The organism is Arthrobacter sp. 01T428, from assembly GCF_056398685.1.
On sequence record NZ_JBFTPW010000001.1, the window covers coordinates 47828 to 60092 of the forward strand.

At 66.8% G+C, this 12265-nt stretch carries 11 protein-coding genes; 10 read left to right on the plus strand and 1 reads right to left on the minus strand.

Annotated features, from left to right (window positions below; genetic code table 11):
• Positions 1–4: 4 nt before the first annotated feature.
• The gene (locus AC1DJB_RS00210) at positions 5–676 is read right to left on the minus strand and encodes a trimeric intracellular cation channel family protein (RefSeq protein WP_441432634.1); all 672 of its coding nucleotides are present in this window, start codon (positions 674–676) and stop codon (positions 5–7) included.
• A gap of 63 nt (positions 677–739) precedes the next feature.
• Between AC1DJB_RS00210 and AC1DJB_RS00215 the strand changes: the two genes are divergently transcribed.
• From AC1DJB_RS00215 to cobA, 10 genes are all read left to right on the plus strand, one after another.
• The gene (locus AC1DJB_RS00215) at positions 740–1468 is read left to right on the plus strand and encodes a sirohydrochlorin chelatase (protein WP_441432633.1); all 729 of its coding nucleotides are present in this window, start codon (positions 740–742) and stop codon (positions 1466–1468) included.
• Between the two features lie 133 nt (positions 1469–1601).
• A complete protein-coding gene (locus tag AC1DJB_RS00220) occupies positions 1602–3347 on the plus strand; it encodes a nitrite/sulfite reductase (RefSeq protein WP_284990956.1) in 1746 nt (581 codons plus the stop codon).
• Positions 3344–4111, plus strand: coding sequence for a phosphoadenylyl-sulfate reductase (locus AC1DJB_RS00225; RefSeq protein ID WP_307053607.1), 768 nt, complete (start codon positions 3344–3346; stop codon positions 4109–4111). The genes AC1DJB_RS00220 and AC1DJB_RS00225 overlap by 4 nt, the downstream gene beginning before the upstream one ends.
• Positions 4108–5178, plus strand: a complete 1071-nt coding sequence (cysD, locus tag AC1DJB_RS00230; protein ID WP_441432632.1) for a sulfate adenylyltransferase subunit CysD — start codon at positions 4108–4110, stop codon at positions 5176–5178. Before AC1DJB_RS00225 ends, cysD begins: the two co-directional genes overlap by 4 nt.
• Positions 5178–6590, plus strand: coding sequence for a sulfate adenylyltransferase subunit 1 (locus tag AC1DJB_RS00235; protein WP_284990959.1), 1413 nt, complete (start codon positions 5178–5180; stop codon positions 6588–6590). The genes cysD and AC1DJB_RS00235 overlap by 1 nt, the downstream gene beginning before the upstream one ends.
• A gap of 279 nt (positions 6591–6869) precedes the next feature.
• Positions 6870–8024, plus strand: coding sequence for an ABC transporter substrate-binding protein (locus tag AC1DJB_RS00240; protein WP_307053606.1), 1155 nt, complete (start codon positions 6870–6872; stop codon positions 8022–8024).
• Positions 8025–8130: 106 nt separating this feature from the next.
• Positions 8131–8868 (plus strand): ABC transporter ATP-binding protein, encoded by a 738-nt coding sequence (locus AC1DJB_RS00245; protein ID WP_307053605.1) that lies wholly within the window; start codon positions 8131–8133, stop codon positions 8866–8868.
• Positions 8858–9808, plus strand: coding sequence for an ABC transporter permease (locus tag AC1DJB_RS00250; RefSeq protein WP_084784265.1), 951 nt, complete (start codon positions 8858–8860; stop codon positions 9806–9808). The genes AC1DJB_RS00245 and AC1DJB_RS00250 overlap by 11 nt, the downstream gene beginning before the upstream one ends.
• Positions 9809–9874: 66 nt before the next feature.
• Positions 9875–10915: an LLM class flavin-dependent oxidoreductase gene (locus AC1DJB_RS00255; protein ID WP_476909828.1), complete on the plus strand. Its 1041-nt coding sequence runs from the start codon at positions 9875–9877 to the stop codon at positions 10913–10915.
• 79 nt (positions 10916–10994) lie between these two features.
• Entirely contained in the window at positions 10995–12251 is a 1257-nt protein-coding gene (gene cobA, locus AC1DJB_RS00260) for a uroporphyrinogen-III C-methyltransferase (RefSeq protein WP_441432630.1), read from the plus strand.
• Positions 12252–12265: the final 14 nt, after the last annotated feature.

Below are 12265 nucleotides of genomic sequence, written 5' to 3' on the forward strand. Positions count from 1 at the left end.
CTAGCTAATCGCGGCCACGTGAATCGGCGCCCGGGGACACCCCGGCGCGGTGCCATCCCCGGACCGCGAGGGGCACCCGCCAACCACGCCGCCAAGCCAGCACCCGGAAGGCGAAAACCCAGCCGGCAACCAAGGCCGCCGTCAGTCCGGTGAAGGCGCCGATGTTCCAGAGCAGTGCGGTCAGGGCGGCCCCCGTGAGGGCCGGCAGGGCGTAGAGATCCCGTGCGTTGAAGAGGTTGGGAATTTCGTTGGCTGTGATGTCGCGGAGCAAGCCGCCACCCACAGCCGTGGTGACTCCCAACAAGATTGCAGCCACCGGATTCATCCCAGCGGCCAGTGCCTTGAGCGTCCCCGTGATGCAGAACAAGGCCAGCCCGCCGGCGTCGAACAGTGTCAAGAGGGACGTGAAGCGCTGGATGCTCGAAAACAGGAAGTACACCAGCCCCGCGGCCAACAAGGGTGGCAGCAGGTACACCGGGTTGGTGAACGCCGCGGGCGGGCCGGCATTGATGACGATGTCTCGGATGACGCCGCCGCCCAGGCCGACCAGCGAAGCCAAGAGGAGCGAGCCGATGATGTCGAACTGCTTCTTGGCCGCGAGCAAGGATCCGGACACGGCGAAAAAGAAGACGCCGGCCAGATCCAGCCATACCAGCGCAAGGTCAAAAGTGAACAAATGCAGCTCCATTCTTCGTTCACAGACGGGCGATCATGCTCGCCCAACGTTACGCTTGCACGCATGAACAGCCCCGTCTTGATCGCGTGCGCCCACGGAACCCGGAACGTCGAAGGGCAGGCCGCTATCCGCCAGGTCATGGCCGAGATTGAGGCCTTGCGCCCCGGCCTGACCGTCGTCGAGGCCTACGTAGACGTCCAGGAGCCCGAGTTGGGCGGCGTGGTGGCCGGGCTCCCGGAAGGCACGCCCGCCGTCGTCGTTCCTTTGCTGCTCAGCACCGGCTACCACGTCAAGGTGGACATCCCCAAGGCGATCAAGTCTCGCCCCGAGGTGACCGCCGCGCCGCCGCTGGGGCCGGATCCGCGCCTCGCGGAACTGCTCGCGGCACGGTTGCGGGACGCCGGCCTCGGCGAGGGCGACGGCGTCCTGCTCGCCGCCGCGGGCTCGTCGCTGCCGGACGGTTCCGTCGATTCGGAAGAGCAGGCGCGCCAGCTCGCCGAGTTGCTGCCGAACAAGGTGCGCGTCGCCTATGGCGCGAGTGCCGAGCCGAACGTGCCCGACGGCGTCGCGGCCCTGCGCGCCGAACTCACCGGCGCGGAAGTCACCGGCGCGGAAGTCACCGACGACGGCGGCCGGGTGGTCGTGTCCTCGTATCTGCTGGCCACGGGCTACTTCCACGACCAGCTGTCCAAGGCCGGCGCCGACGTCGTGACGGCGCCACTGCTGCCCTCTCCGGTGCTCGCGGAGATCGCCTTGGAACGCTACGACGCGGCGGTTGCCGCTCGCTCCTGAGCGGGCATGTCGAATGCACAGCGCGGCCAGCTGAACAAGGCCCGACGGCGGTTCGTGACGAAATGTTTCCCTAGGTGACTTTCCGTTTCCCGGACCTTTGTTACGCCTCTCTGGCCAGCCCTACAGTCGATGCATGACTGATACAGCTCTAGCCGGAGCGTCTGCGGACGAGGCTGCACCCAAGCGCCCGGCCCGCACCGCCCGTCCTGCCGCTAAACCCCATGGCCAGTGGAAGGTTGACGGCACCGCGCCGCTCAACGCCAACGAAACCTGGAAGCAGGAAGACAACGGGCTCAACGTCCGCGAGCGTATCGAGTCTGTCTACTCCAAGCACGGCTTCGACTCGATCGACGGCACGGACCTCCACGGCCGTTTCCGCTGGTGGGGCCTCTACACCCAGCGCAAGCCCGGGATCGACGGCGGCAAGACCGCCACGCTCGAGCCGCACGAGCTCGAGGACAAGTACTTCATGCTCCGCGTGAGGATCGACGGCGGCGCACTCACCACCGAGCAACTGCGCGTCATCGGCCAGATCTCCGTGGACTTCGCCCGCGGCAGCGCCGACCTGACGGACCGCCAGAACATCCAGCTGCACTGGATCCGGGTGGAGGACGTTCCGGAAATCTGGCGCCGCCTCGAATCCGTCGGCCTGTCCACCACCGAGGCTTGCGGCGACGTGCCGCGTGTCATCCTGGGCTCCCCGGTTGCCGGCATCGCCAAGGACGAGATCATCGATCCTACGCCGCTGATCCACGAACTCGCGGAGCGCTTCATCGGCGACCCCGAGCTCGCCAACCTGCCGCGCAAATACAAGACCGCCATTACCGGCCACCCCTCGCAGGACGTGGTCCACGAGATCAACGACTTCGGCCTGGTCGGCATGGTCCACCCCGAACTCGGCGTCGGCTATGACCTCTGGGTAGGCGGCGCGCTGTCCACCAACCCGATGCTCGCCAAGCGCCTCGGCGCGTTCGTGAAGCCTGAGCAAGCCGCCGAAGTGTGGCTCGGCGTCACCAGCATCTTCCGCGACTACGGTTACCGCCGCATGCGCACCAAGGCACGCCTGAAGTTCCTCATGGCCGACTGGGGTCCCGAAAAGTTCCGCCAGATCCTTGAGGACGAATACCTCGGCTTCAAGCTTTCCGACGGCCCCGCGGCGCCCAAGCCCTCGACCCCGGGCGACCACGTCGGCATCCACGAGCAGAAGGACGGCAAGTTCTTCATCGGAGCCACACCCTTGGCCGGTCGTCTCTCGGGCAGCCAGCTCGTGAAGCTCGCGGACACCCTCGAAGCCCGCGGCTCCTTCCGACTGCGCACCACGCCGCACCAGAAGATCGTTGTGCTGGACGTCGCCAAGGAGCAGGTGGAACCGCTCGTCGCCGAACTGGACACCCTCGGCCTCTCCGCCCGCCCGTCCGTGTTCCGCCGCGGCACCATCGCCTGCACCGGCATCGAATTCTGCAAGCTCGCCATCGTGGAAACCAAGGTCACGGCAGCCACCGCGGTCGCCGAACTGGAACGCCGCCTGGCCGACCTCGCGGACAGCGGTCAGCTGCCGCAGGCCCTGTCCCTGCACATCAACGGCTGCCCCAATTCCTGCGCCCGCATCCAGACCGCGGACATCGGGCTCAAGGGCATGATGCTGCCAACGCCCGACGGCGACCCCACCCCGGGCTTCCAGGTTCACCTGGGCGGCGGGCTGGCTTCCTCCAACCGCGAAGAAGCAGGCCTCGGACGCACCGTGCGCGGTCTTAAGGTTTACGTCGAGGACCTGCCCGATTACGTAGAGCGGGTAGTCCGGAAGTTCGTGGCCGACCGCGCCGAAGGCCAGACCTTCGCCGAATGGGCGCACTCCGCAGATGAAGGAGATCTCCAGTGACCAATCCCCAGCCACTCCCCAACCTCGCAAGCTCGGCCGGGGACCCCGGTGGCCGTGGGCCCTGCCAGCGCTCCCACGACGAACTCAAGGCCCTCGCCGAATCCGGTGCCGCCGAGCTCGGCTGGAACGCGCCCGCCCGCGACGTCATCGCCTGGGTTGCCCGCAACTTCGAACTGCCCGCCGTCGCCGTGGCCTGCTCCATGGCCGACGCCGTGCTGCCGGCCCTGGTCGCGGACCAGTTTCCCGGCGTCGACGTCCTGTTCCTGGAGACCGGTTACCACTTCCCGGAAACCCACGCCACGCGGGACGAAGTCGCCGCTAACCTGCGCGTGAACATCGTGGACGTGCTCCCCGAGAACACCGTGGAGCAGCAGGACCGCCTCCTCGGCAAGGACCTGTTTGCCCGTGACGCCGCCCAGTGCTGCGCGCTCCGCAAGGTCCAGCCGCTGCGCCGGACCCTCGCCGGCTACGAAGTCTGGTTCACCGGAGTCCGCCGCGACGAGGCACCCACCCGGACCAACACCCCGCTGATCACCTGGGACGAGGCCAACGGATTGGTCAAGGTCAACCCGATGGCCGACTGGAGCTTTGACCAGTTGGTCCAGTACTCCGAAGACAACATCCTTCCCGTCAACCCCCTCTTGAGCCAGGGCTACCCGTCCATCGGATGCCAGCCCTGCACCCGCAAAGTGGCCCCGGGAGCGGACCCCCGCTCCGGCCGCTGGGCAGGAACCGACAAGACAGAATGCGGACTACACGTATGAGTACCCAAATCACCAACGAGGACCTGGAGCTGTCTGTGCTGGAAACCGACGCTGCTGAGACGCCGACTGCCGCCCAGGGAGTGGCATCGGGCCTGTCGGAGCCGCGCGCTGGGCTGATCGAAGATCAGCCGCGCGGCGAAGGGGCGGGGGCGGCAGTCGGCGTCGAACCCCGAGCACGCCTGTCCAGCCTGGACACCCTCGAGTCCGAGGCCATCCATATCATCCGCGAGGTTGTTGCCGAGTTCGAGAAGCCTGCGCTGCTGTTCTCCGGTGGCAAGGATTCCGTGGTCATGCTGCACCTGGCCACCAAGGCGTTCTGGCCTGGCAAGGTTCCGTTCCCCGTGCTGCACGTGGACACCGGCCATAACTTCCCCGAGGTCATCGACTTCCGCGACCGCACGGTGGAGCGTCTGGGCCTCAAGCTCGTGGTGGGTTCCGTCCAGGAGTTCATCGACCGTGGCGAGCTCGCCGAGCGTGCCGATGGTACCCGCAACCCGTTGCAGACCGTGCCGCTCCTGGACGCCATCCAGCGCAACAAGTTCGACGCCGTTTTCGGCGGCGGACGTCGCGACGAGGACAAGGCCCGTGCCAAGGAGCGCATCCTGAGCCTGCGCGACGAGTTCGGCCAGTGGGATCCCCGCAACCAGCGCCCCGAACTGTGGAACCTGTACAACGGCCGCCACACCGTGGGCCAGCACGTCCGGGCGTTCCCCATCAGCAACTGGACCGAGCTGGACGTGTGGCGCTACATCGAGCGCGAAGGCATTGAGCTGCCCGGCCTTTATTACGCCCACGAGCGCGAGGTCTACGAACGCGACGGTATGTGGCGCGCAGTCGGCGAGGTTTCCATGCCGCTTCCGCACGAGGAAGTCGTCACCAAGCTCGTCCGCTACCGCACTGTGGGCGACATGTCCTGCACCGGCGCGGTCGTTTCCGACGCCCGCACGGTTGCCGACGTCGTCGTTGAAGTTGCCGCATCCACACTCACCGAACGTGGCGCCACCCGTGCAGATGACCGCATCTCCGAGGCAGCCATGGAAGACCGCAAGAAGGACGGCTACTTCTAATGAGCACCGAAACCGCACTCCTGGAGACCGGCCTGCGCGAATCAACGCTGTTCCGTTTCGCCACCGCTGGATCCGTCGACGACGGCAAGTCCACCCTGGTGGGCCGCCTGCTGCACGATTCCAAGGCGATCCTCGCGGACCAGCTCGACGCCGTCGCCCGCACCTCTGCCGACCGTGGCTTCGGCGGAGCCGGCGCCACCGGCAGCCAGGCCATCGACCTTGCCCTCCTGACCGACGGCCTTCGCGCCGAACGGGAACAGGGCATCACCATCGATGTCGCCTACCGCTACTTCGCCACGGACCGCCGCAGCTTCATCCTCGCGGACTGCCCCGGCCACGTTCAGTACACCAAGAACACGGTGACGGGCGCATCCACTGCGGATGCCGTCGTCGTACTCATTGACGCCCGCAAGGGAGTCCTGGAGCAGACCCGCCGCCACTTGTCGGTGCTGCAGTTGCTGCGCGTGGCGCACGTAATCGTCGCCGTGAACAAGATCGACCTCGTGGACTTCAGCGAGTCGGTCTTCCGCGAGATCGAGACGGACGTGCAGAAGGTTGCCCGCGAGCTTGGCTTGGGCAGCGATGGGATTGCCGACGTCGCGGTCATCCCGGTATCGGCGCTCGACGGCGACAACGTCGTGGACCGCTCGGACCGCACCCCCTGGTACAGCGGCCCGGCCCTGCTCGAAGTCCTGGAAACCCTTCCGGCCGCCGATGAGCTCGAAAGCCACTTGGAGAGCTTCCGCTTCCCGGTCCAGCTGGTCATCCGCCCGCAGGGCGCGCTGGCTCCCGACGCCGTCGCCGCAGGGCTCGACGTCGAGGCGTACCGCGACTACCGCGCCTACGCCGGCCAGATCACGGAGGGGACCGTGAAGCTTGGCGACAAGGTCACTGTCCTGAGCCCGGGCCACGAGCCCAGGATCACCACCGTGACCGGGATCGACTTCGCCGGCAGCGAATTGGCCGAGGCTACTGCTCCGCAATCCGTGGCGATCCGCCTGGCCGATGAAATCGACATCGCCCGCGGTGACACCATTGCCGCAGCAGGGACGGTGCGCGAGAGCTCGGCCGACCTGTACGCCGCGCTGTGCTGGCTTTCGCCGAAGCCGTTGCGCGAAGGTGCCAAGGTGCTCGTGAAGCACGGGACCCGCACCGTCCAGGCGTTGGTCCGCAATGTGACGGGCAAGCTGGACCTGGCCACGTTCAACGTCGAGGCTGCCTCCAGCCTTGAGCTGAACGACATCGGCAACGCCCAGCTTCGCCTGGCCGCGCCGTTGCCGTTGGAGAACTACCTGCACCACCGCCGCACGGGCGCGTTTCTGGTGATCGATCCCGTGGACGGCAACACGCTCGCGGCCGGCTTGGTGAAGGACCACCCGGGCGACCATGAGGACGAACGTTACGTCATCTGACGTTCTCGATGACCGGAACCGCAGCTTGTTTCCCAAACCCGGCCTTCAAGGCTTGGGGTGGGAAACAAGCTGCGGTTTTTTGCATTGGGGCGAGCCGAATTGTGACGCCGCATGAACGTGCGTGACCCCGGGTTTCCGGGTCGTTGAACGGCAAATATGACAGTCCCTATGGTGAATCCATGACCTCATCGGATTGGTCCTTGCCCGCCCGTTCGGGGCGATGTCGCAGGGCCTGATACACGCTCTGCCCCTTCCGCAACGCATCCCAAGGATTTCCCCATGTCAAACACCCCAGAACCCACGCCGCCCGGCTCGAACCCGGGAACCACGCGCATCGTCGCCGGCGAAACCAGCAAACCCAAGCGCCGCCGCACGCTCGAGATCGGCATCGCCGTCGGGCTCGTCCTGCTGATCGGTGCCGGCGCCGCCGTCGCATCGGTTGTCGCGAAGAACAACGAAACCCAGGCCGCGGCTGCAACGACGCCCGCCGCGGAACTCAAGCTGGGCTACTTCGGCAACGTCACCCACGCCCCCGCACTCGTCGGCGTGAGCAAGGGCATCATCGCCGGCAAGCTGGGCAGCACCAAGCTCACCACCCAGATCTTCAACGCAGGGCCCGCCGCGGTTGAGGCCCTGAACGCCGGCGCGATCGACGCCGCCTACCTTGGCCCGAACCCGGCCATCAACTCCTTCGTCCAGAGCAAGGGCGCGTCCATCAGCATCATCGCGGGCGCAGCCTCCGGCGGCGCGCAGCTGGTAGTCAAGCCAGGCATCAACGCTGCCGCGGACCTCAAGGGCAAGACCCTGGCCTCCCCGCAGCTCGGCGGCACCCAGGACGTGGCACTGCGCGCCTGGCTGGGCAAGCAGGGCCTGAAGACCAACCCGAACGGCGGCGGCGACGTCGCCATCAACCCGACGGACAACGCCCAGACCCTCAAGCTCTTCCAAGACGGAAAGCTCGACGGCGCGTGGTTGCCTGAGCCGTGGGCCTCGCGTCTGGTGCTCCAGGCCGGCGGCAAGGTCCTGGTGGATGAGAAGGACCTCTGGGATAAGGGCCAGTTCCCCACCACGATCCTGATCGTCAGCAAGAAGTTCGCCGCCGAACACCCGCAGACCGTGACCGCATTGCTCCAGGGCCACGAAGCCTCCGTCAACTGGCTCAACAGCGCTTCGGCGGCCGACAAGGCCACCGCGATCAACGCCGCGCTGAAGGCGACCGCGGGCAGCACGCTGCCGGCCGACGTCATCGACCGCTCCCTGAAGAACATCACCTTCACCGTGGACCCGCTCGCCGGGACCTACAAGAAACTCCTCCAGGACGGCGTCGACGCCGGCATCACCAAGCCGGCCGACATCAACGGCATCTTCGACCTCCGCGCCCTCAACAGCGTGACCGGGCAGAAGACCTCGGCCGCAGGACTGGGCCAAGACTGAACCGACCGGCCCAACTGACTCGCATTAGTTGTCGTTTTGACGGCTCATAACGACAACAACTGCGAGCTAGTTGGGAAACAACAAGCAACGAACGAAGGACGGGACCATGCCAGTCGTACTGGAACACCTGGGTAAACGCTTCGGCGACGGCGCCCCGGTGCTGGACGACGTCAACGCCACCATCCAGCAAGGCGAGTTCGTCGCCCTGCTCGGTGCGTCCGGCTGCGGCAAATCCACCCTGCTGAACATCCTCGCGGGGCTGGACCAGCCGACGTCGGGCGCTTTGGAGGTGCCCAGCGACGGCGCCGCCTTCATGTTCCAGGATTCGGCGCTGTTCCCGTGGCTCACTGCTCGCGGCAACATCGAACTCGCGCTGAAGCTCGCCGACAAGTCCGGCAGCCAGAGCAAGGCGTCGCGTGCTGCCCGCGCAGGCGAGCTGTTGGACCTCGTCCATTTGGGTGGCGCGGGGGACAAACGCCCGCACGAACTCTCCGGCGGCATGCGGCAACGCGTCGCACTCGCCCGCGCCTTGGCCCAGGACCGGCAGTTGTTGCTCATGGACGAACCGTTCGCTGCCCTCGACGCCATCACGCGCGACCTTCTGCACGATGAGCTTGAGCGGATCTGGAAGGAAACGGGCCGCACCATCGTGTTCGTGACGCACAACGTGCGCGAAGCCGTCAGGCTCGGCCAGCGGGTCCTGCTGCTGTCCTCCCGTCCGGGGCGGGTCGTGGCCGAGTGGAACGTCACTGAGGAACACCGGACCGACGCCGGCCGTGCCGGGGAACTGACTGGAACCATTACCCGCCGCCTGCGCGAGGAGATCCGCCGCCATGCCAATTGAACAAGAGACCCGGCTTGCCGAAGGAGACACCGCCGAGCAAGCTCCACAGTCCCGCCACATCACCTCGCCGTCCCTGAAGGGAAACCCGGACGAACTCCGTGACCTCGAGGCCGGACTGGACAAGCTGCAGTCGGATGCCCACCGCAAGGCGCGCATCGACTGGACCCGGATCATCCTCCCGATTGCGGCACTTCTGGTCCTCATCCTGGCGTGGCAGTTCTATGTCTCCCTCGGTTTCAAGCGCCGCGACCAGGTTCCCGGACCGCTCGACGTCCTGAGCCAGTTCGGTTCCCTCTGGGCCGAAGGCAAAGCCCAGGAAGCCGTCTGGACCTCCCTTCAGCGCGGCGTGATCGGCTTCCTCATCAGCGTCGCCGTCGCCACCCCGGTGGGCCTGCTCCTCGCACAGGTGCAGCCGCTGCGCCGCGCCTTTGGGCCCCTCATTTCAGGGCTCCAGGTCCTCCCGTCGGTGGCGTGGGTTCCAGCGGCAATCATTTGGTTCGGGCTCTCGGACGGCACCGTGTACTTCGTCGTCCTGATGGGTGCCATCCCGTCCATCATCAACGGGCTGATTTCCGGCGTGGACCAGATCCCGCCGCAATACCGGAGCGTCGGCAAGGTCCTCGGGGCCTCGCGACTACAGATGGCCCTGCAGATCGTCCTGCCGGCGGCCCTTCCGGGCTACCTCGGCGGCCTCAAGCAGGGCTGGGCTTTCTCCTGGCGTTCACTCATGGCCGCCGAAATCATCGCGGTGGGCGGCACCATCGGCTTCGGACTCGGTTCGCTCCTGGACCAGGGCCGCACCTTGTCCGATATGGCCACGGTCATGTCCGCGATCCTGGCGATCCTGTTTGTGGGCATCCTGATCGAGCTTGTCGTGTTCGCGCCGATTGAGCGCCGCCTCCTGCTGCGCCGCGGCCTGCTCGCGGGCAGCACGCGCTAACTCACGGGGAGCACGCGCTAACACGCGCTAAGGAATTCCCCGGCTTGTCCCGTGGTTGACGCGGGCATGAAACGAATCGGTTTTCTTTCCTTCGGCCATTGGGGTCCAGTCCAAGGCTCGCGCACTCCATCGGCCGGCGACGCCTTGCTCCAAGGAATCGACCTAGCGGTTGCGGCGGAGGAACTCGGCATCAACGGCGCCTTCTTCCGGGTGCACCACTTCGCGCGCCAGCAGGCCTCGCCGTTCCCCTTGTTGGCGGCCATCGCGGCCCGAACCAGCCGGATCGAGATGGGCACGGGCGTGATCGACATGCGCTACGAAAGCCCGCTGTACATGGCAGAAGAAGCCGCGGCCACGGACCTCATCAGCCAAGGCAGGCTCCAATTGGGCATCAGCCGTGGTTCGCCCGAGCCGGCCCTGCACGGCGCCCGGTACTTTGGCTATGCGCCTGCCGAGGGTGAGGACGACTCCGCGATGGCCCGCCGCCACACCGCCGTATTCCGGCACGCGATCGCGGGCCACGGAGTGGCCGAAGCCGATCCCTCCTTCATGGGCGGCGGACGCGGGCTCCTGCCGATCCAGCCGACGTCGTCCGGGCTGCCGCGACGCATCTGGTGGGGCGCCGGCACCCGCAAAACCGCCGTGTGGGCCGCGGAACAAGGCATGAACCTCATGAGTTCCACGTTGCTCACCGAGGACACCGGGGTTCCCTTCGACCAGCTCCAGGCCGAACAGATCAGCATGTTCCGGGAGGCCTGGGCCGCAGCCGGACACGGTTTTGAGCCGCGGGTCTCGGTCAGCCGCAGCATCATTCCCGTGGTCGACGCCGAGGACGAACACTATTTCGGGCTCCGCGCCCAGGTGGAAAACCGGGACCAAGTGGGCATGCTCGACGGTGCGTTGTCGCGGTTCGGCAAGAGCTACGTCGGCGCGCCCGATGCCTTGGCCGAGGATCTGGCGCAGGACGCCGCAGTCCAGGCTGCTGACACGGTGCTCGTCACGGTACCCAACCAGCTCGGGGTGGAATACAACGCCAAGCTGCTGGGCAACATCGCCAAATACGTCGCTCCCGCGATCGGCTGGGAGGCACCCACCCCGCAGGCGTAATGTGACGCCGGGTTACCTAGCGTGAACTGGTGTTTCCGGACCTTTGAAGCATGTTACGGCCCGGCCCTACAGTTTTTTCATGGCAATACAGGACATCTACCCCACAGCCCTGCGGCTGCTTGGCCGCCCGGTGCTGGTGGTGGGCGGCGGACCCGTGGCTGCCCGACGCGCCAAGGGACTGCTCGACGCCGGCGCCCGGGTGACCGTGGTGGCTCCCGTTGCCTCTGACGCGCTCCGCGAACTCGCAGCCTCCGGCCTGCTCACCTGGGAGCCGCGCACTTACCTTTCCTCCGACGTCGACGGCGTCTGGTTCGTCCAGACGGCCACCGGCGTTCCCGCTGTGGACGCCCAGGTAGCAGCCGACGCCGAGGCGCAGCGCATCTGGTGCGTCAACGCCTCGGACCACGAATCCTCGGCAGCCTGGACGCCCGCCGTCGCCGTCGTCGACGACGTGAAGATCGCCATCAACGCCGGGGGAGACCCTCGCCGCGCCATGGCCCTGCGCGACGCAGTTGCCACCGCGCTGGAAACGGGAGACCTCCCGCTCCGCCGTCGTCGTGCGTCCACCGGAAGCGTCGCGCTCGTGGGTGGCGGTCCCGGTGACTCGGGACTTATCACTGTCCGCGGTCGTCGCCTCCTGGGCCAGGCCGACGTCGTCGTCGCGGACCGCCTCGGACCGCGCGACTTGCTGCAGGAACTTGCTCCGGACGTCCGCGTGATCGAGGTCGGCAAGACCCCCGGCCACCACCCCGTGCCGCAACTGGAGATCAACCGGATCCTGGTGAAGGAAGCCCTGGCCGGCCACTGTGTGGTGCGGCTCAAAGGCGGCGACCCCTACGTCCTGGGCCGCGGCGGCGAGGAAGCCGAATTCTGCCGGCAGAACGGCGTCGAGGTAGAAGTGGTTCCCGGTGTGACCTCGGCGATCTCAGTGCCGGCCGCAGCGGGCATTCCCGTGACGCACCGTGGACTCGCAAAGGGTTTCAGCGTGGTGACCGGCCACGAGGAACTGTCCGAGGTCCCGGCCCGCCCCGACCACACCGTGATCCTGCTCATGGGTGTAGCCAAACTCCGCGAATCCGCCGCTGCCCTCGCGGACTCCGGAATGCCCTTGGACACGCCGGTAGGTATCGTAGAGAACGGCTACATGCCCGAACAGCGCGTCACGATCGGCACTTTGGCGACGATTGCCGATCAAGCCGAGGCCGCCGGCGTCGCAAATCCCGCAGTGATTGTGATCGGCGATGTGGTGCGTGTCAGCCCGTTTGCCCCCGAACATTTCAAGACCGCTGACTACAGCACCCTGACCCCCAACAAGCCCCGCGTCGTTACCCCTTAGCCCCGTTGCACACT

What these genes read in the sequence shown, in the direction of transcription:
- AC1DJB_RS00245 (WP_307053605.1), top strand. Translation starts at nt 8,131, where the DNA reads ATGCCAGTCGTACTGGAACACCTGGGTAAACGCTTCGGCGACGGCGCC.
- AC1DJB_RS00250 (WP_084784265.1), top strand. Translation starts at nt 8,858, where the DNA reads ATGCCAATTGAACAAGAGACCCGGCTTGCCGAAGGAGACACCGCCGAG.
- AC1DJB_RS00220 (WP_284990956.1), top strand. Translation starts at nt 1,602, where the DNA reads ATGACTGATACAGCTCTAGCCGGAGCGTCTGCGGACGAGGCTGCACCC.
- AC1DJB_RS00215 (WP_441432633.1), top strand. Translation starts at nt 740, where the DNA reads ATGAACAGCCCCGTCTTGATCGCGTGCGCCCACGGAACCCGGAACGTC.
- AC1DJB_RS00235 (WP_284990959.1), top strand. Translation starts at nt 5,178, where the DNA reads ATGAGCACCGAAACCGCACTCCTGGAGACCGGCCTGCGCGAATCAACG.
- AC1DJB_RS00255 (WP_476909828.1), top strand. Translation starts at nt 9,875, where the DNA reads ATGAAACGAATCGGTTTTCTTTCCTTCGGCCATTGGGGTCCAGTCCAA.
- cysD (WP_441432632.1), top strand. Translation starts at nt 4,108, where the DNA reads ATGAGTACCCAAATCACCAACGAGGACCTGGAGCTGTCTGTGCTGGAA.
- cobA (WP_441432630.1), top strand. Translation starts at nt 10,995, where the DNA reads ATGGCAATACAGGACATCTACCCCACAGCCCTGCGGCTGCTTGGCCGC.
- AC1DJB_RS00240 (WP_307053606.1), top strand. Translation starts at nt 6,870, where the DNA reads ATGTCAAACACCCCAGAACCCACGCCGCCCGGCTCGAACCCGGGAACC.